The 17,916-nt window shown below is 75.6% G+C and carries 17 protein-coding genes and 2 tRNA genes; 12 read left to right on the forward strand and 7 right to left on the reverse strand.

Going from position 1 to position 17,916, the window contains the following annotated elements:
• The first annotated feature begins 27 nt into the window (after positions 1 to 27).
• Positions 28 to 777 (forward strand): helix-turn-helix domain-containing protein, encoded by a 750-nt coding sequence (locus ACYX4T_RS25915; RefSeq protein WP_476012085.1) that lies wholly within the window; start codon positions 28 to 30, stop codon positions 775 to 777.
• A 91-nt stretch (positions 778 to 868) separates the two neighbouring features.
• A complete protein-coding gene (locus tag ACYX4T_RS25920) occupies positions 869 to 1,345 on the forward strand; it encodes a nitroreductase family deazaflavin-dependent oxidoreductase (RefSeq protein ID WP_476012086.1) in 477 nt (158 codons plus the stop codon).
• Positions 1,346 to 1,348: 3 nt separating this feature from the next.
• Here the strand turns inward: ACYX4T_RS25920 and ACYX4T_RS25925 are convergent, their stop codons facing one another.
• The gene (locus tag ACYX4T_RS25925; protein WP_476012087.1) at positions 1,349 to 2,185 is read right to left on the reverse strand and encodes an ABC transporter permease; all 837 of its coding nucleotides are present in this window, start codon (positions 2,183 to 2,185) and stop codon (positions 1,349 to 1,351) included.
• Entirely contained in the window at positions 2,182 to 3,153 is a 972-nt protein-coding gene (locus ACYX4T_RS25930) for an ATP-binding cassette domain-containing protein (RefSeq protein WP_476012088.1), read from the reverse strand. The genes ACYX4T_RS25925 and ACYX4T_RS25930 overlap by 4 nt, the downstream gene beginning before the upstream one ends.
• A 90-nt stretch (positions 3,154 to 3,243) precedes the next feature.
• Here ACYX4T_RS25930 and ACYX4T_RS25935 point away from each other — a divergent pair, with 90 nt between their 5' ends.
• The 3 genes from ACYX4T_RS25935 (at position 3,244) to ACYX4T_RS25945 (ending at position 6,356) form a co-directional block, all read left to right on the forward strand.
• Positions 3,244 to 5,370 carry an ATP-dependent DNA helicase UvrD2 gene (locus ACYX4T_RS25935; RefSeq protein WP_476012089.1) on the forward strand — a complete coding sequence of 709 codons (2,127 nt, stop codon included), beginning with the start codon at positions 3,244 to 3,246 and terminating at the stop codon, positions 5,368 to 5,370.
• A 303-nt stretch (positions 5,371 to 5,673) separates the two neighbouring features.
• Positions 5,674 to 5,862, forward strand: a complete 189-nt coding sequence (locus ACYX4T_RS25940) for a hypothetical protein (RefSeq protein ID WP_476012090.1) — start codon at positions 5,674 to 5,676, stop codon at positions 5,860 to 5,862.
• Between the two features lie 194 nt (positions 5,863 to 6,056).
• Positions 6,057 to 6,356, forward strand: coding sequence for a WhiB family transcriptional regulator (locus tag ACYX4T_RS25945; RefSeq protein WP_476015375.1), 300 nt, complete (start codon positions 6,057 to 6,059; stop codon positions 6,354 to 6,356).
• Between the two features lie 100 nt (positions 6,357 to 6,456).
• Here the strand turns inward: ACYX4T_RS25945 and ACYX4T_RS25950 are convergent, their stop codons facing one another.
• Positions 6,457 to 7,770 carry an ABC1 kinase family protein gene (locus tag ACYX4T_RS25950; RefSeq protein ID WP_476012091.1) on the reverse strand — a complete coding sequence of 438 codons (1,314 nt, stop codon included), beginning with the start codon at positions 7,768 to 7,770 and terminating at the stop codon, positions 6,457 to 6,459.
• 43 nt (positions 7,771 to 7,813) lie between these two features.
• Entirely contained in the window at positions 7,814 to 8,893 is a 1,080-nt protein-coding gene (locus ACYX4T_RS25955; RefSeq protein WP_476012092.1) for a TOMM precursor leader peptide-binding protein, read from the reverse strand.
• Positions 8,894 to 8,947: 54 nt separating this feature from the next.
• Between ACYX4T_RS25955 and ACYX4T_RS25960 the strand changes: the two genes are divergently transcribed.
• Complete coding sequence (locus ACYX4T_RS25960) at positions 8,948 to 9,556, forward strand: M48 metallopeptidase family protein (RefSeq protein ID WP_476012093.1); 609 nt, start codon at positions 8,948 to 8,950, stop codon at positions 9,554 to 9,556.
• On the opposite strand, the gene ACYX4T_RS25965 is transcribed toward ACYX4T_RS25960, so the two are convergent.
• Positions 9,553 to 11,028, reverse strand: a complete 1,476-nt coding sequence (locus ACYX4T_RS25965) for a zinc-dependent metalloprotease (RefSeq protein ID WP_476012094.1) — start codon at positions 11,026 to 11,028, stop codon at positions 9,553 to 9,555. The genes ACYX4T_RS25960 and ACYX4T_RS25965 overlap by 4 nt on opposite strands.
• 139 nt (positions 11,029 to 11,167) lie before the next feature.
• Here ACYX4T_RS25965 and ACYX4T_RS25970 point away from each other — a divergent pair, with 139 nt between their 5' ends.
• From ACYX4T_RS25970 to ACYX4T_RS25985, 4 genes are all read left to right on the forward strand, one after another.
• Entirely contained in the window at positions 11,168 to 12,211 is a 1,044-nt protein-coding gene (locus ACYX4T_RS25970) for a YlbL family protein (protein WP_476012095.1), read from the forward strand.
• Positions 12,212 to 12,372: 161 nt separating this feature from the next.
• Positions 12,373 to 15,387, forward strand: a complete 3,015-nt coding sequence (locus tag ACYX4T_RS25975) for a UPF0182 family membrane protein (protein ID WP_476012096.1) — start codon at positions 12,373 to 12,375, stop codon at positions 15,385 to 15,387.
• A 71-nt stretch (positions 15,388 to 15,458) separates the two neighbouring features.
• Positions 15,459 to 15,532: transfer RNA gene (locus tag ACYX4T_RS25980), tRNA-Met, on the forward strand.
• Between the two features lie 61 nt (positions 15,533 to 15,593).
• Positions 15,594 to 15,667, forward strand: a tRNA-Met gene (locus tag ACYX4T_RS25985).
• A 110-nt stretch (positions 15,668 to 15,777) separates the two neighbouring features.
• Here the strand turns inward: ACYX4T_RS25985 and ACYX4T_RS25990 are convergent.
• Together ACYX4T_RS25990 and ACYX4T_RS25995 are read right to left on the reverse strand one after the other, a co-directional pair.
• The gene (locus ACYX4T_RS25990) at positions 15,778 to 16,179 is read right to left on the reverse strand and encodes a DUF952 domain-containing protein (protein ID WP_476012097.1); all 402 of its coding nucleotides are present in this window, start codon (positions 16,177 to 16,179) and stop codon (positions 15,778 to 15,780) included.
• Positions 16,180 to 16,194: 15 nt separating this feature from the next.
• On the reverse strand, positions 16,195 to 16,755 hold the full coding sequence (locus tag ACYX4T_RS25995; protein WP_476012098.1) for a GNAT family N-acetyltransferase: 561 nt from the start codon (positions 16,753 to 16,755) through the stop codon (positions 16,195 to 16,197).
• 166 nt (positions 16,756 to 16,921) lie between these two features.
• Between ACYX4T_RS25995 and ACYX4T_RS26000 the strand changes: the two genes are divergently transcribed.
• Positions 16,922 to 17,206: a YggT family protein gene (locus tag ACYX4T_RS26000; protein WP_476015376.1), complete on the forward strand. Its 285-nt coding sequence runs from the start codon at positions 16,922 to 16,924 to the stop codon at positions 17,204 to 17,206.
• Between the two features lie 109 nt (positions 17,207 to 17,315).
• Positions 17,316 to 17,915: a class I SAM-dependent methyltransferase gene (locus ACYX4T_RS26005; RefSeq protein ID WP_476012099.1), complete on the forward strand. Its 600-nt coding sequence runs from the start codon at positions 17,316 to 17,318 to the stop codon at positions 17,913 to 17,915.
• Position 17,916 lies beyond the last annotated feature (1 nt).

Raw genomic sequence — 17,916 nt, forward strand, 5'->3', positions numbered from 1 at the left:
CCGGCGGGCTGCGGCATGCTCGCGGGCGTGTCCGAGCCCGCGGCGAGCACCGATCCGGCGGCCGAGCGGGCCGGCATCCCCTCGCCCTCGGCGCTGCTCGAGCTCTTCGGCGAGCTGACCGGGGTCATGTTCTGCGCGAAGGGTGCCGACGGCCGCTACACCGCCGTGAACGACGCCTTCGTCCGGCGGACCCGGGAGCGCAGCCGCGGCGCCGTCCTCGGCCGCCGGGCCACCGATCTGTTCGTCCCGGCGCTGGCCGAGCGCTACGAGGAGCAGGACGCCGCGGTGCTCGCCGACGGGCGGCCGCTGCGCCACGAGCTCGAGCTCATCCGGCGGGGACGGGGTGCGGCCGGCTGGTACGTCACCACCAAGCTCCCGCTCGTCGGCGACGACGGGGCGGTGGTCGGCGTGGTCAGCGTGTCGGAGGACCTGCGCAGCCCGGAGGACGCCGACCCGGCCATGCCCGCGCTGCGGCGCATGGTGGACCTCGTCGCCGCGCGCCCGGACCGCCCGCCGCGGGTCGAGGAGATGGCCGCGGCCGCGGGGTGTTCGACCTCGGTGCTGGAGCGGCGCGTGCGGAGGGTCTTCGGGCTCGCCCCCTCGCAGTTCGTGCTGCGTACGCGCATCGACCACGCCCGCGCGCTGCTCAGCGGCACCACGACCCCGCTGGCCGAGGTCGCCGCCGCGTGCGGCTTCCACGACCAGCCGGCCTTCACCCGCCAGTTCGCCCGGCTGGCCGGGGAGACCCCGGGGCAGTACCGGCGCCGCGCACGCTGAGGTCCCGGCGCCGGCCCTCCCCGCCGCCCCGCGGGGCACACCCGGCCGCTAGCCTGCGGGGCCAGTCGACCGCCCGTCCACGGAGCTGACCATGGTGGCGAGGATCGCGGGGGGAGCCGCCCTCGCCGCAGTGCTGCTCCTCGCGGGGCTCCTGGCGTCGCTGCGCACCGGGTTCGCCCCGGTCCGGGACGCGGTGCGCCGGTTCAACCGGTCGGTGACCAACCCGCGCCAGCTGCGCCACGCCGGTGGGCCCGGGGCCTGGCCGTCCGTCGTGCACCACGTCGGGCGGCGCAGCGGCCGCAGCTACCGGACACCGGTCGGGCTCCTGCCGACCGACGAGGGCTTCCTCGTCGTGCTGCCCTACGGGTCCGGGGCCGACTGGGTCCGCAACGTCCTCGCCGCGGGCGGGGCGCGGGTGGAGCACGACGGCCGGAGCGTCCCCGTGCACCGCCCCGAGCTCGCGCCCGTCGCCGTCGCCGACCCCCACGTCGGCCCCGCGGCCCGCTGGGTCCACCGCGTCGCCGGCGTCCGCGACGTCCTGCTCCTGCGGGCGGTCGACCCGGCCTGACGCTCAGGTCCGCGTGCGCAGCGCCCACACGGCGAGCGGCCCGAACACCGCGGCGAACGCCACGCCCCACAGCAGCGTCGCGACCGCGTTGGCCGCCACCGGCCCGCCGACGAGCAGCCCCCGCAGCGCGTCGGCCATCCGCGACACCGGGTTGATCGACACCCACGCCTGCAGCCAGCCCGGCATCGTCTGGGTCGGCGCGAAGGCGTTGCTCGCGAAGGTCAGGGGGAAGAGCACGGTGAAGCCGTAGATCTGGACCTTCTCGGGGTCGCGCGCCAGCACGCCGAGCAGCACCGACGTCCACGAGAACGCCAGCGTGAACGCCACGAGCAGGCCGAACGCGGCGAGCACCGCGACCGGGCTCGTCGTGATCCGGAAGCCGAGCACCACCCCGACCACCAATAGCACGACCAGCGACCACAGCTGGCGCACCACGTCGCCGACGATGCGACCCGACAGCGGCGCGGACCGGGCGATCGGCAGGCTGCGGAACCGGTCGAACGTGCCCTTCTGCAGGTCGGTGGCGAGACCGGTGGCCGTGTAGATGGTGAGGAACAGCGCGTTCTGCGCGATGAGCCCGCCGAGCGCGAACTGCAGGTAGGCGTCGGCGGAGCCGTAGATCGCGCCCCCGAACACGAACGTGAACAGCAGCACGAACATGATCGGCTGGATCGACAGGTCGAGCAGCTCCGACGGGTTGTGCTTGATCTGCACGAGGCTGCGCCAGGCCATGGTCAGCGACTGGGCCGCCCACTGCGCGGGCGTCACCCGGCGCGGCGCCGCCGGGGCGGGGCCGGCGGGCTCGGCGGGGCGCGCGGGGGCGGTGCGGTCGAGGGTCACGCCGTCTCCCGGATGTCGGTCTGGTCGTCGGTCGGCTCGACCGCGCGGTGGCCCGTGAGGGCGAGGAACACCTCGTCGAGGGTCGCCCGGCGCAGCGTCAGCTCGGCGAGGCGCACGCCCACGTCGTCGAGTCGGCGCACCACCGCGGGCATGAGCGACTCGTCGGGCGCGGGGACCGCGACCGACCCGTGCTCGACGGTCGGCGTCGCCCCGCCCAGCTCGCCCGCGACGCGCTGCACCACCGCGAGCTGCTCGGGGTGCGCCGGGCGCATCTGCAGCACCGCGGCGCCGGCGCGGGCCTTGAGGTCGTCGGGCGTGCCCGTCGCCACCACCGTGCCGCGGTCGATGACGACGATGTCGTCGGCGAGCTGGTCGGCCTCGTCGAGGTACTGCGTCGTGAGCAGCACCGTGACGCCCTCGCCGACGAGCGAGCGGACCATGTCCCACAGCTCGTTGCGGCTCGCCGGGTCGAGCCCCGTGGTCGGCTCGTCGAGGAACAGGATGCGCGGGCGCCCGACCAGCGAGGCCGCGAGGTCGAGCCGGCGGCGCATGCCGCCCGAGTAGGTGCGCGCCGCGCGGCCGCCGGCCTCGGTGAGCCCGAACTGCGCGAGCAGCTCGGCGGCCCGCCGCCGCGACGCCGCCCGCGACTGGCCGAGCAGCCGCGCGATGAGCACGAGGTTCTCCGTACCGGTCAGCGCCTCGTCGACCCCGGCGTACTGCCCGGTGAGCCCGATGAGCGAGCGCACGCGGTGGGGCTCGGCGACGACGTCGTACCCGCCGACCAGGGCCCGCCCCTCGTCGGGAGCGAGCAGCGTCGCGAGCACGCGGGTCGCCGTGGTCTTGCCGGCGCCGTTGGGCCCGAGCACGCCGAGGACGGTGCCCTCGGCGGCCGAGAGGCTGGCACCGGCGAGCGCGGTGGTGGCGCCGAAGCGCTTGACGAGACCCTCGGCCTCGATGGCTGGTGGCACTCCTCCACGGTGGCACGGGGGTCCGACAGTGGTCATGGAGATTTCGGAGTCCCGCCCGTGGCCGTCGGTCCGGGTTGAGACCATGGGGCCGTGGGCGGCGGCAACGGGAGCAGCGACGGGAGCAGCGCGACGGCAGGACTCGATCCCGAGCAGACCCAGGCCGTCCTCGCCCCGCGCGGTCCGGTCTGCGTCCTGGCCGGCGCCGGTACGGGCAAGACCCGCACGATCACCCGGCGGATCGCCCACCTCGTCGCCGCCGGGCACGTCCGGTCGGGCCAGGTCCTCGCCGTCACCTTCACCGCGCGCGCGGCGGGCGAGATGCGCACCCGCCTGCGCGATCTCGGCGTCGGCGGTCCGGGGCAGCCCCCGGTCCAGGCGCGCACCTTCCACGCCGCGGCCCTGCGCCAGCTGCGCTACTTCTGGCCGCGCGTCGTCGGGGGCGCGCCGTGGGAGGTGCTCGAGGGCAAGCTGCGACTCGTCGGCCAGGCCGCCCAGCGCGCCGGCGCCCCCACCACGCGCGAGTCCCTGCGCGACCTCGCGAGCGAGATCGAGTGGGCCAAGGCCTCGCTGGTCCCCGCGTCGGACTACGCGTCCGCGGCGGGCCGGGCAGCACGGGACGTGCCGGCACCGGTGGAGCAGGTCTCGGCGGTGTACGAGGCCTACGAGGCGCTGAAGAACCGCGCCGAGGTCCTCGACTTCGACGACCTCCTGCTCCACACCGCCGCCGCGCTCGAGGAGCACCCCGAGGTCGCCCACGAGTTCCACGAGCGCTACCGCTGCTTCGTCGTCGACGAGTTCCAGGACGTCACCCCGGCGCAGTACCGCCTGCTGCGGGCCTGGTTGGGCGGCCGTGACGACCTCACCGTCGTCGGCGACGCCAACCAGACGATCTACTCGTTCGCCGGGGCCAGCCCGTCCTACCTGCTCGACTTCCCGCGCGTGTTCGGAGAGGCCACCGTCGTGCGCCTCGTGCGCGACTACCGCTCCACCCCGCAGGTCGTGGCGGCGGCGAACACGGTCATCGGCGCCGCCCGCGGCCGCGCGGCCGGGTCCCGCCTGCGCCTCGAGGGCCAGCGCCCGCCCGGGCCCGCGCCCGACTTCGCCGAGCACGACGACGAGCCGGCCGAGGCCGCCGCCGTCGCGGGCGCCGTCCGCGAGCTGATCGACGAGGGCGTGGCGCCGGCGGAGATCGCGGTGCTCTACCGGGTCAACGCGCAGTCGGAGGTCTACGAGACCGCGCTGGGCGACGCCGGCATCGCCTACCAGGTGCGCGGCGGCGAGCGGTTCTTCCAGCGCACCGAGGTCCGCACGGCGGTCGCCGCCCTGCGCACCGCCGCGACGCGGGCACCCGAGGACGCTCGGGGCGAGGGCATGGTGACCCTGGTGCGCGCCGTCCTCGGCGAGCAGGGGCTGACGGACTCCCCGCCCGCCGGCGCGGCCGGGCAGGGGGCGGCGCGCCAGCGGTGGGAGTCGCTGCGCGCGCTCGCCGAGCTCGCCGAGGAGCTCGTCGCCGCCGTGCCCGACGCCGACCTCCCCGCCTTCCTCGCCGAGCTGACCACCCGCGCGCAGGCCCAGCACCCGCCGACGGTCCAGGGCGTCACCCTGTCGTCCCTGCACGCCGCGAAGGGCCTCGAGTGGGACGCGGTGTTCCTCGTCGGGCTCACCGACGGCACGCTGCCGATCCAGCACGCCGACGGCGACGACGACGCCGTCGAGGAGGAGCGCCGGCTGTTCTACGTGGGCGTGACGCGGGCGCGGGTCCACCTGCGGATGTCCTGGGCGCTCTCGCGCAACAGCGGCGGTCGGCGCTCACGGCGACGCAGCCGCTTCCTCTACGGCCTCGTGCCCGAGGAGCACCCGGCCGCCCGCGTCCCCACCGGGCGGGGCGAGAACGGGGGCTCGCGGGGCAAGCCGACGTGCCGGCTGTGCGGCAAGCCGCTCGGCGACCCGGAGTCGTCCAAGCTCGGCCGCTGCAGCACCCACCCCTCCGACGTCGACGAGTCGCTCCTCGAGGCCCTCAAGGCCTGGCGCTCGGCGGAGGCGAAGAAGCGGTCGGTGCCGGCGTACGTCGTGTTCACCGACGCCACGCTCATCGCGCTGGCCGAGCAGCGGCCCCACGACCCGTCGGGCCTCGTCGCCATCCCCGGCATCGGGTCGTCGAAGCTCGAGCGCTACGGCGCCGACGTCCTGACCCTCGTGCGCGAGCACGCGTCGTAGGAGCCGCTCGGCAGGACGACGGGGTGTGGGTGCTCGCGGTCCCGCCGGCCGGCCGCGGACCGTGCGGGAAGATCAGCAGGACCTCAGGCACCCCGCACGCGCCCCCCGCGTGCCCCACGTCCTCCTGATCTCCGCCGACACGGGTCGTCGGTCGCCGGAGAAAGATCTTCGGAGAATCTTCCGGAAAATGCGTTGCCCCGGTTCGCGGGCCACCCCTACGGTCGATCACACACCGGCGCACGAGGCTGCCGGTCGGGCAGAACGCCGCGTGGGACAGGAAGGGGGCTCGTGACGATGGACATCGTGACTCTCGCGGGTACCGGTCGCCACGTCGCGAGCTGGCGCTCGAACGCGTACGCGACGCCGTTGGTCGGCGTCGCCGCCGTGTGCGAGCAGCAGGGGATGCCGCAGGACCTGCGCCCCCGCCAGAACGATCTCCGCTTCCCGACCGCCCCGCAGCGACCGTCCGCGCCCTCGCGGTGGAGTCCCTAGCAAGCAGGACTCCTCCGAACACCCGAGGCCGCGGACCCGCACCAGGGACCCGCGGCCTCCGTCGTCACACGACCCGACGGAACCTCCGCGGCTCCCGGCCCCGCCGACCCGCCCACCGGAGGTAGACCGTGTCCCCCGCCGGACTCGCCGTCCCGCCCGCCCCCGAGACCGGACCCGAGACCCTCGACGTCGACCTGTTCGACGCCCTGACCACCGTCGACCTCCCCTGCCGGCTCGCCGACGAGGACCTCTGGTTCTCCGACCAGCCGGCCGACCTCGAGCGGGCCAAGCTGCTCTGCGGCGACTGCCCCGTGCGGCGGGCCTGCCTCGCCGGCGCGCTCGAGCGGCGGGAGTACTGCGGCGTGTGGGGCGGCGAGATCTTCGACCGGGGTGCCGTCATCGCCCGGAAGCGGCCCCGGGGCCGGCCCTCCAAGGCCGACCTCGCCCGGGACGCGGAGCTCGCCGCCGCCCGGGCCGCCGCCGGGGTCGCCTGAGGACCCGGCCCCGGACCCCACGAGGGGGAGAGGGGGCCCGGTGCGCGTCTCGTGCGCACCGGGCCCCGAGGAGGGCGCTCCCGCTCCGCGGCTCCGAGGCTCAGCTCGCGAAGCCCGGCTGCCACTCCTCGAAGACGCTGCGCAGTGGGATCTCCGCGTCGAGCTGGCACAGCACCGCCACCGACGCGAGCGTCACGCGGTGCACGAGCATGTACTGCGGGGGCAGGTTGAGCCCGCGCCCGGTGGTGAACTCGGGCCGGCGCAGGTCACCGAGCCGGTCGGCCTGCCCGCGCAGCCACGAGCGCGTGAAGTGGAACTTCTCGGTGCGCAGCGGGTCGGTGAGCGGCCCGAGGTAGGCGATCGCCTCCTCGGAGCGCATGTCGACGCCGGGCAGGACGAAGTTCAGGTCGCGCAGCAGCTCGAGCAGCTCCTCGGCCCGGTCCTCGACCGCGAGGCGCAGCATCTCGCCGAGCTCGCGCGGCAGGCCGTCGGGCAGGCGCGCGACGGCCCCGAAGTCGATCACGCACAGCCGACCGTCGGGCAGGATCTGGAAGTTGCCCGGGTGCGGGTCGGCGTGCAGCAGCCCCACCCGCGCGGGCGAGGAGAAGTGGAAGCGCGAGAGCAGCAGGCCGACGCGGTCGCGCTCCTCGGGCTCGCCGGCGCGGATGATCGCCGACAGCGGCGTCCCGCTGATCCACTCCGAGACCATCGCCTTCGGTGCCGACGCCACCACCCGCGGCACGACGACGTGCTCGTCGCCGTCGTAGGCGGCGGCGAAGGCGCGCTGGGCGTCGGCCTCGTCGCGGTAGTCGAGCTCCTCGGCCATGCGGTCGCGCAGCTCGCTGAGCAGCGGCTTGATCTCCATGCCCGGCACGAGCGGCTGCACCATGCGGCTGAAGCGCTGGAGCTGGCGCAGGTCGGCCATGACGGCCTCCTGCGCGCCCGGGTACTGGACCTTCACCGCGACGTCGCGGCCGTCGTGCCACACCGCCCGGTGCACCTGGCCGATGCTCGCCGCCGCGGCCGGGGTGTCGTCGAACTCGCGGAAGCGCTCGCGCCACCCGCGCCCGAACTGCTCGGCGAGGACCCGGTGGGTGCGGGCGGCCGGCATCGGCGGCGCCGCGGTCTGCAGCCGCGTCAGGGCCTCGCGGTAGGGCTCGGCGAGCTCGTCGGGCACCGCGGCCTCGAACACCGACAGGGCCTGGCCGAACTTCATGGCCCCGCCCTTGAGCTCGCCGAGCACGGCGAAGAGCTGCTCGGCACCGCGGCGCGCGACGTCCGCGGAGATCTCGCCCTGGTCGCCCCCGGCGAGGCGCCGACCCCAGCCGGCGGCGGTGCGGGAGGCGAAGCCCAGCGGCAGCGAGGCCAGCCGCGCCGACCGCTGGACCGACCGGCGGGGGATGTCATCGGTCACGGGGACGATTCTCCCCCGCGCGAGGAGTGACGGCGCGATCAGGTCACGCCGCCCCCGCCGCTACGGGCCCGGCCGGTTCCCTGACCAGGACCGTCGCCCCGGACGTGACGTCGCGCCCACTCCTGCCGCCGCGCCGGGAGTGCAGCGCGTCGCAGCCGCAGCCCGGGTGCCGGCGCACGGGCCGGGCGTCGCGGGCGCCGTCGGGCCCGAGCGTGAGCACCACGCCGCGCGTGGCCGCGGGGGCGCCGTCGAGGACCGCGAGGATCTCGGTGACGGCCAGCGCCGCCGCGGTGGCCGCGAGGGCGACGGGCACCGCCGCCCGGTGGGTGGCGAGCTCGGCGGCGACGCGGGGCCAGGCCGGGTCGTCGTCGGTGCGCGCGAGGTCGTCGCAGCGCAGGCAGGGCGTCGCGCCGGGCAGCACGAGCGGGCCCACCGCCGCGATGCCGTCCTCCGCGGCGACCGGCAGGTGCGCGCGCCCGTCGAGGACCAGCCGGTGCGCGGCCAGCGCGTCGGGCCGCGCGGCGTCGGCGAGCACGACGAGGTCGGCCTGCGCCGTGAGCCACCGGCGCGCGGACGGGGCGCCCGGCGGCGGGGGCGCGACGGCGGCCCGGGCGACCGCGTCCTGCGCGGCGTCCTGCGCCGGCCGCCCGACGTCGCCGGCGAGCAGCCCGGTACCGAGGTCGTCGCGGGTCACGACGCCCTCGGCCTCGACGAGCACCCGCCCGACGCCGGCCGCGGCGAGCAGGCCGGCGATCGCCACCGCGATCCGCCCGGCGCCGCGGACGACGACGCGGCGGTCGGCCGGCACGGTGTCGGGCGTGGCGGGCGCGGCGAGCAGGCCCGCGGCGTGCAGGCGGTCGAGCAGGGCCCGCGCCGCGGCGGGGGAGGAGCCGGCGGCCACCGCCTCGGCGAGCACGCGGGCGACGGGGCGGGTGCCGTCGAGGGCCGCGACCATCCGCGCGAGCGGTGGGGTCAGGCCCTCGACGACGAGGACGCCGGACGCGCCGGTGCCGAACTGCAGGACGTCGGCCGACCGGTGCAGCGCCGGGCGGCGCAGGCGCGGCCGGTCGGGGAGGGACGGGGCGAGGGACGGGGTGAGGGACGCGACGGGAGCTGGGAGCACACCTGGTTCGACGCACCGGCGGCCCGTTCGGATCCGACTCCTACCCTCGGTGACGTGGCGGACACGCAGCCGGAGGTGGAGGTGCGTCGCAGCGCCCGGCGGCGGCGCACGGTGGCGTGGCGACGGGAGGGCGAGAAGGTCGTCGTCCAGATCCCGGCGTCGATGTCACGCGCCGAGGAACGGCGGTGGGTCGACGAGGCGCTGCGCCGCCTCGAGCGCGCCGAGACCCGCCGGCGGCCCGGGCGCCGCGCGGGGGACGCGGACCTCGCCGCGCGCGCCGACCGCCTCGCCCGCGCCCACCTCGACCCGATCGCGCCGGGTGGTGCCTGGCCGCGCCCGGCGTCGGTGCGCTGGACGAGGCCCATGCGCACGCGGTGGGCGTCGTGCACGCCGACCGAGGGCACGATCCGGATGTCCGAGCGGCTGCGCGACGTCCCGGGCTGGGTGCTCGACCACGTCCTCGTGCACGAGCTCGTGCACCTGCGCGAGCCGCACCACGGCCCGGCCTTCCGCGCCGCCGAGGCCGCCTACCCGCGCAGCGAGCGCGCGATCGGCTACCTCGAGGGCCTCGCCGCCGGCGCCGGACTGCCAATCACCGACACCGACGGCGACCCGGACACCGACCCCGACCCCGACCCCGACCCCGACCCCGACGAGGACTAGCCGCTCCGGCCCTCGTCGTCCGGCTTCTCCCCGGACCCGTCCTTCTCCCCGGACCGGTCGCCCTCGCCGCGCGCCTCCTGCTCGGCCTTCATCTCGGCCTCGAGGCGGGCGAGCGGGTCGTCGAGGTCGCTGAAGCTCTCGTCGGTCTTCGGGGCGGCGCCCTCCTGCGACGGCGCGACGGACCGGCGCTCGCCGACGAACCTCTCCGGGTCGTCGAGGTCGTCGGCGGTCGGCATGAGGTCCGGGTGCGCCCACACCGCGTCGCGGCCCTCGATGCCGCGCTCGTCGGTGAGGCGACGCCACAGGGTGGCGGCGTCGCGCAGGCGGCGCGGCCGCAGCTCGAGCCCGACGAGCGTCGCGAACGTCTGCTCGGCCGGTCCGCCGGAGGCGCGCCGGCGGCGCAGCGTCTCGCCGAGGGCGACGGCCCCGGGCAGGCGCTCGCCGACCGCGTCGGCGACGACGACGTCCACCCAGCCCTCGACCAGCGCGAGCAGCGTCTCGAGGCGGCGCAGCGCCGCCTTCTGCGACTCCGTGGTCTGCGGCTCGAACATCCCCGAGCTCATGAGCTCCTGGAGCGACGCCGGGTTGGTCGGGTCGACCTCGCGGGCGAGCTCCTCCATGCGCGACGTGTCGATGTGGATGCCGCGCGCGAACTCCTCGACCGTGGCGAGCAGCCGCTGGCGCAGCCACGGCACGTGCCCGAACAGGCGCTGGTGCGCGGCCTCGCGGGCGGCGAGGAAGACGAGCACCTCGCCGGCCGGGCGGTCGAGCCCCGCGGTGAAGTCCGCGATCGCCGCGGGCAGCAGCGCCGCGGTGCCCTCCGGGCCGAGCGGCAGCCCGACGTCGCTGGAGGTGAGCACCTCCTTGGCGAGCTGCGCGAGGCCCGACCCGAGCTGCGAGCCGAAGGCCATGCCGCCGACCTGCGAGATCATCCCGAGCATCGGCCCCGCCATCTGGCGGGCCTCCTCGGGAAGGCCCTCGACCCAGGCGCCCGCGACGCGCTGCGCCACCGGGTCGCACAGCCGCTGCCAGGTGGGCATCGTCGTGTCGATCCACTGCGCGGGCGACCACACGGCCACCTGCGAGGCGCCCGAGGGCAGCGTCGTCGCGTCCTCGAGCCAGAGCTCGGCGAGGCGCACGGACTCCTCGGCGGCGCGCTGCTGCTCGCCGGTCGGCGCCTTCTTGCCGTCCTCGCCGAGCTGCTGGTGCGCCATCTGGGTGGCCAGCTTGTAGTTCACGGGGCCCTCGGCGCCCGGGCCGGACGACTGGCTGAGCATCTGCCCGAGCTGGGTCAGCATCTGCCCGAGCTGCCCCATGTCGAAGCCGCCGGGCCCGCCGGCGCCGCCGGGCAGGCCCCCCATGCCGGGCAGGCCGAACCCGTGGCCGCCCGCACCACCGGCGCCGCCCGATCCGGAGCGGCGGGACTCGTCGTCGGGATCGGAGGGCCCGAAGCCGAAGGGCAGGTCACTCATGGTGTCGACGGTACGCGGGTACGACGGGCCGCGGGGGCGTGCACGCATGCCCACGGCGAACACCCAGGAACCTCCCAGGAACGCCCCGGGCGCCGTCCCCGCACGACGACCCCACGTCCGATCATTACCCTGTCCGCCCGTGACCCGGTTGCGCGCGACCCTCGCGCTCGGACTCGTCCTGGCCGGGGTGCTGGGGCTGCTGGGCGCGACGGTCCGGGTGCCGTTCGTGGCGCTGGGCGACGGCCCGACGTTCGACGTCCTCGCCGGCGGGGAGGACGGCCGCACGGTCGTCGACGTCACCGGCCCCGTGCGCGTCTACCCGACGTCCGGTCAGCTGCGGATGACCACCGTCGCGGTGACGACCCAGGTCACGCTGTTCGGCGCGATGGCGATGTGGGCGTCGGGCGAGGAGCAGGTGCTCCCGCGCGAGTCGGTCTACCCGCCGGGGCGCTCCAGCGAGCAGGTCGACCAGGAGAACACCCGGCAGTTCGTGCAGTCCGAGACCGACGCCGAGGCCGCGGCCCTGCGCTACCTCGGGTACCCGACGGCGGTGCAGGTCGGCTCGGTGCTCGACCGCTCGCCCTCGGCCGGGCTGCTCTCGCCCGGCGACCGGATCGTCGCCGTCGACGGGCGCCCGGTGACGACGCCGCAGGAGGTCGTGGACGCGCTCGCGCCGACCCGCCCCGGCCAGCCGGTCACCGTCACCGTGCAGCGCGGCCCGCTGGGCAACCCGGGCCCGCGCACCGACGTCACCGTCGTCGCGGCCGCCCGCCCCGACGGCGACCCGCGCGGCTTCCTCGGGGTGACGCCGACCAACGTCGTCGACTCGCCGGTGGACGTCCGCATCAGCCTCGGCGACATCGGCGGCCCGTCGGCCGGGCTGGTGTTCGCGTCGGCGATCGTCGACAAGCTGACCCCGGGCGACCTCACCGGTGGCCACGTCGTCGCCGGCACCGGCACGATCGACGCCACCGGCCGCGTCGGGGACATCGGCGGCATCCGCTTCAAGATGGACGCTGCGCGCCACGACGGCGCCGAGGTGTTCCTCGTCCCGGCGGGCAACTGCGCCGAGGCCGTCGCCGAGGCGCCCGAGGGGCTGACCCTCGCCCGGGTGGGGACGCTGGGCGAGGGGATCGCCGCGCTGGAGGCGGTCCGCGAGGGTCGCCCGCCCGTCTCCTGCTGACGCCCCGAGACCTCCGGTGGCGGGCCACCCGGTCCGGAGCAGGGCGCGAGGGATCCGGACATGCCGGGCCACGTCAACCCCACACCGTGTTCGTAGAGTGGCGTCCGCACGCGCGGGCTCGCCTGCGCTGAGGAACAAACGTCTGGCAGGAGTGTGACCCCGTGGCCAACCGGCCCCCGACCGCGACGCCCCAGCTGTCGCGACGGACGAAGACGCTGCTGATCGTCGGCGCGGTCGCGCTCGTCGTCCTGCTCGGCGGTGCCCGGCTCGTCGACGTCTACGTCGACTGGGCCTGGTTCGGGGAGGTCGGCTTCCGGGGCGTCTTCACGACGATCCTGTGGACCCGCGTCCTGCAGTTCGTCGTCGCCGCCGTGCTGATGGGCGGGCTGCTCGCGCTGAACCTCGTCATCGCCTACCGGGTGCGCCCGGTGTTCGTGCCCGTCGCCGGCGCCGGTGCGGGCGAGGACCCGGTGGCGCGCTACCGCACCGTGGTCCTCTCGCGACCCCGCTGGTTCGCGATCGGCATCCCGGCCGTCGTGGCGCTCATCGCCGGGCTCTCGGCGCAGGCCGACTGGCAGACCGTCCAGCTCTTCCTGAACTCGACGCCGTTCGGCGTCGCCGACCCGGTCTTCGGCCACGACATCGCGTTCTACGTCTTCCAGCTGCCGTTCTACCGCTGGCTGCTGAGCTGGCTGTTCGTCGCGATCGCCGTGAGCTTCATCGCCGCGCTCGTCGCGCACTACCTCTTCGGCGGCATCCGCCTCGCCGGGCGCAACGGCGCCGTCGCGCCGCCCGCCCGGGCGCACCTCGCCGTGCTCGCCGGCACGTTCGTGCTGCTCAAGGCGGTCGCGTACTTCTTCGACCGCTACGAGCTGCTCTTCTCCGACCGCAAGGCGGCCGAGGGCGGCGCCAACTTCTTCGGCGCCACCTACACCGACCTCAACGCCGCGATGCCGGCCAAGCTCATCCTGCTGATCATCGCGGTGATCTGTGCCGCGGCGTTCTTCTCCGCGGTCGTGCTGCGCAACCTGCAGATCCCGGCGATCGCGCTGGCGCTGCTGGTGCTCTCCAGCGTGCTGGTCGGCGCGGCCTGGCCCGCGGTGCTCGAGCAGGTCTCGGTGCGCCCGAACGCGATCGACCGCGAGGCCCAGTCGATCTCCTGGAACATCGCCGCCACGCGCCAGGCCTTCGGGCTCGGCAACGTCGGGGTCGTGCCCTACGCGCCGCAGGTCGCCTCGGCCGCGGGCAACGCCGCGGTGCCCCCGCAGGACGTCGCCAACAGCCAGGCGACGCTGAACAACATCCGCATCCAGGACCCGTCGCGGCTCAACCGCACCTTCGCGGTGCAGCAGCAGCTGACGAACTTCTACGCCTTCGCGCCCCAGCTCGACATCGACCGGTACACGGTCAACGGGCAGCGCCAGGACTTCGTGCTGGCGGCGCGCGAGATCAACCCCGACGCGCTGATCGGCAACCAGCAGGACTGGATCAACCGGCACCTCGTCTACACCCACGGCCAGGGCATCGTCTCGGCCCCCGCGGACCGGGTGAACGTGCCCAGCAACGCCGAGGCGAGCCAGGGCGGCCTGCCGGAGTTCTCCGTCAGCGACTCGAGCAACCCCGGTCCCTTCGGGCTGAGCCCCGACGGCGCGCGCATCTACTTCGGCGAGTTCGTCGGCGGCACCGACGACTACGCGATCGTCGGTGGCAACCCGGGAGCGCCGCCCCGCGAGTTCGACGGCCCCGGACGCCCCGCCAACTCCTACACGGGGCCCGGCGGGGTGCCGCTGGGCAACTGGGCCCAGCGCCTGATCTTCGCCGCCGCCTACGGCGAGCGGAACATCCTGTTCAACGGCTCGATCGGCTCCGACTCGCGGATCATGTACAACCGCACGCCGATCGAGCGGGTGGAGAAGGTCGCGCCGTGGCTGCGCACCGACGTCGACCCGTACCCGGCGGTGGTCGACGGCCGGCTGCAGTGGATCGTCGACGGCTACACGACGCTCCCGCGCTACCCGTACGCCCAGCAGGTCGGCCTCGGCCAGGCCACCAGCGACTCGCTGCGGCCCACCGGCGCCCTGGGCTCGGTCGGGTACATGCGCAACTCGGTGAAGGCCACCGTCGACGCCTACAGCGGCGAGGTGCGGATCTACCAGGTCGACGAGCAGGACCCGGTGCTGCGCACCTGGATGGCGGCCTTCCCGGACGTGGTGCGGCCGGCCGCCGAGATCTCGCCGAGCCTGCGGGCCCACTTCCGCTACCCGGAGGAGATCTTCAAGGTCCAGCGCGACCTGCTCACCCGGTACCACGTCGAGAACCCGCGGGACTTCTTCTCCACCCAGAACTTCTGGACCGTCCCGGAGGACCCGACGCGGGAGAGCAACGCCGCGATCCCGCCCTACTACCTGCTCGCGGGCGACCCGCGGCCCGGCGCGGCCCCGGACACCCAGTTCCAGATCACGAGCACCCTCCTCGCGCTGTCGCGCCCCAACCTCTCGGCGTACCTGTCGGTGAGCTCGGAGCCCGAGACCTACGGGCAGATGACGGTGCTCGAGCTCCCCGCGCAGCTCACCGGGGACCAGCGCGGTCCGCAGGGCCCGCAACAGGTCCAGGCGGAGCTGCTGACCAGCAACTCGGTCAACCAGGGCCTGTTCCCGCTGCGCCAGTCCGGGACCCCGGTGCAGGTGCAGTACGGCAACCTGCTGACGCTGCCGGTCGCGGGCGGGCTGCTCTACGTCGAGCCGATCTACGTCGAGCGCAACGCCCAGACGTCGTTCCCGCAGCTGTTCGGCGTGATCGCCCGCTTCAACAACGGCGACATCGGCTACGCGCCGACGCTGCAGGGGGCGCTGCAGGCCGCGTTCCAGGGCGTCCCGCTGCCGCCGGGGCTGACGGTGCCGGGGCTGGGGGCCACCCAGCAGGCGCCGACGACACCGACCCCCGGCGCCAACACGGGGTCCGGACCGCTGCCGTCGGGGACGCCGGGGCAGGCGCTGAGCCCCGAGCTCTCCGAGGCGGTGACGGCGATGAACGACGCCCTCGACCGCCTGGCGCAGGCGCAGGCGGCCCGCGACTTCCAGGGTATCGGTGAGGCCGAGGCCGCCCTGGACTCCGCGATCCAGCGCTTCCGCTCGGCCACCGGGGCCTCGCCGGCGACCTCGGCGGCGGGAGGCTGACAGCCCGCCGGCGCCCACCCCCCCTCCGCGGGACGGGGTGGGCGCCGGTGTACTGTTGGGGCACAACGCAGCGCGGGGTGGAGCAGCTCGGTAGCTCGCTGGGCTCATAACCCAGAGGTCACAGGTTCGAATCCTGTCCCCGCTACGACACCGTCGCCGGAGCCTCTCCGGACGACGGGATCCCCAGCCCAGGGCCACGGGCACGGCGCGGGGTGGAGCAGCTCGGTAGCTCGCTGGGCTCATAACCCAGAGGTCACAGGTTCGAATCCTGTCCCCGCTACGCGCGACACGGCCCCCGACCGATCCGGTCGGGGGCCGTCGTCGTTCCCGGGGCGTGGCGCCAGGGGAGTCGTTGCCCCGGCGATCTGGCGAAGGGCGCCCCTCGCCCGTCTATTCGACCGAAGGTGCCCTTCGCTCAGGACGCGCGGGCGGCGCCGCGACCCCGGGCGGCGGGCGGAAGGTGCCGTCGGCCTCGGGCACGAGCGCGTGCACGGCCACGACGGCGGCGAGGGGCAGCGGGCCGTAGACGTGCGGGAACCACGGGCCCCGGGGGTCCTCGCCCCCGCCGGGACCCACGCCCGGCTCCCAGCGCACCGGCACGTCCAGTCGCGCCGGGTCGACGACGAGCACCACGACGTCCGTGCGGCCCGCGAAGAGCCGCGACGCCGGCAGGTGCACGGTGCCCGGGTCCGAGCAGTGCACGAACCCGACCTCGTCGAGCGACGGCGGCCGGCGCGCCCCGTCGCGGCGCGCGGCCTCGAGCTCGTCGCGCGTGCAGAGGTGCAGGATCACGTCAGGCGGTCGGCGTCATGCGGTCGGGGACGGCGCGCGCATCGGGCGGTGGGACTCCCAGCGCCACACCTTGCCCCGCTTCGCCCCGCCGGGACCGGACTCGTCGCGCCGGCGCGACTGCACCCGCACCAGGCCGTTCGCCGTCAGCACGCTGGCCGCCGGTGCCCGCTCGGGCAGGGTGTGGGCGACCACCGTCTGCACCGCCGGGTCGGCGAACGCGCGGGCGACGAGGGCGCGGGTCATCGCCGTCGCCCAGCCGCGGCCCTCGAACGGCGGGAAGGTCCAGAACGCGATCTCGACGCGGCCGCCGCGCATCGGCCCGCGGAAGCCGCAGGTGCCGACGACCTGGCGGTCGCGGGGATCGACGGCCAGGAACGTGCAGGGCTCGATGGAGGCGTGGGGCAGACCGCCCGCCGGGGTGTCGCACGCCGCGGGCGCCCCGAACTGCTCCTCGTCGGGGCCCTCGCTGCGCAGCACCGCCTCGACCAGCGGCTCGACCCCCACGGTGCGCAGCTCCGCGAGACCGGGTGCGCCGGGGCCCGTCAGCCGATCGTCGACGGGCACCAGGACGACCACCGGACCTCCACCCGTCGACGTGGCCACCCGCGTGGTGGCGGGGCTGACGGTAGCCAATCGTCCGGGCGCGCAGGAGCCACCCCTCGGTGTCCGGTGCGGGGTCGGGTGCGGGGTCGGGAGCAGGGCCGTGACCGGCGACCCCGAGACATCAGGCACTCTGGAGGGCATGGAGCTCGCCCGCCTGCTCGTGTACTACGCGCTGTTCGTGCTGTGGCTGTTCATCGTGGGCCGGCTCGTGGTCGAGATCGTGCGCAGCTTCGCGCGCGACTGGCGCCCGGCCGGCGGCACCGCGGCCGGGCTCGAGGTGCTCTTCATGGTGACCGACCCGCCGGTCAGACTGCTGCGCCGGCTCATCCCCGCGGTGCGGATCGGGAACATCAGCCTGGATCTGTCGATCATGATCCTGCTGCTGGTGACCTTCATCCTCATGCGCGTGGTCGACCCGCGCTGAGCCGTTCCGCGGAGTCCCCCGCCTGCCGGGGCGGCGCCCCGCGCGCCGTTGCCCACACGGAGGGCTCTCGAGTGGGCGACCCGCGTCCGGAGCTGCCACTGTGTCCCGCGTGAGCCCTGTGCGCGACCTCGTCACCTTCGTGACCTCGGCCGTCCGTTCCCCGGCCGTCATCGGCGCCGTCGCGCCCAGCGGGCGGGCGCTGTCCGACCTGCTCGCCTCCGTCGCCCCGGCCGAGGGCCGGCCGGTCGTCGTCGAGCTCGGGCCCGGCACGGGCGTCGTCAGCGCCGCCCTGCGTCGCCGGCTGCCCGCGGGCGCGCGGCACATCGCGGTCGAGATCGACCCGGGGATGGTCGAGCACCTGCGCCGCACGCGGCCGTGGCTCGAGGTCGTCCAGGGCGACGCCGCCGACCTGCAGAAGCTGCTCGCCGACGCCGGGGTCGACCGCGTCGACGCCGTCATCAGCGGGCTGCCGTGGACGCTGTTCGGTGAGCCGGCGCAGCGCGGGATCGTCGAGCAGGTCACGCGCGTGCTCGCCCCCGGCGCGACGTTCACCACGTTCGCCTACAGCCACGTGAGGCGCCTCCCGACCCAGCGCCGCTTCCGCGGGGTGCTCGAGCAGGCGTTCACCGAGGTGACCGTCACGCCGACCGTGTGGCGCAACCTGCCCCCGGCGCTGGCCTACCAGTGCCGGCACCCGCGCACGGCCTGAC

The organism is Actinomycetospora sp. ABD4_176 (assembly GCF_056311855.1).

What these genes read in the sequence shown, in the direction of transcription:
- ACYX4T_RS25920 (WP_476012086.1), top strand. Translation starts at nt 869, where the DNA reads ATGGTGGCGAGGATCGCGGGGGGAGCCGCCCTCGCCGCAGTGCTGCTC.
- ACYX4T_RS25965 (WP_476012094.1), bottom strand. Translation starts at nt 11,028, where the DNA reads ATGAGTGACCTGCCCTTCGGCTTCGGGCCCTCCGATCCCGACGACGAG.
- ACYX4T_RS26000 (WP_476015376.1), top strand. Translation starts at nt 16,922, where the DNA reads ATGGAGCTCGCCCGCCTGCTCGTGTACTACGCGCTGTTCGTGCTGTGG.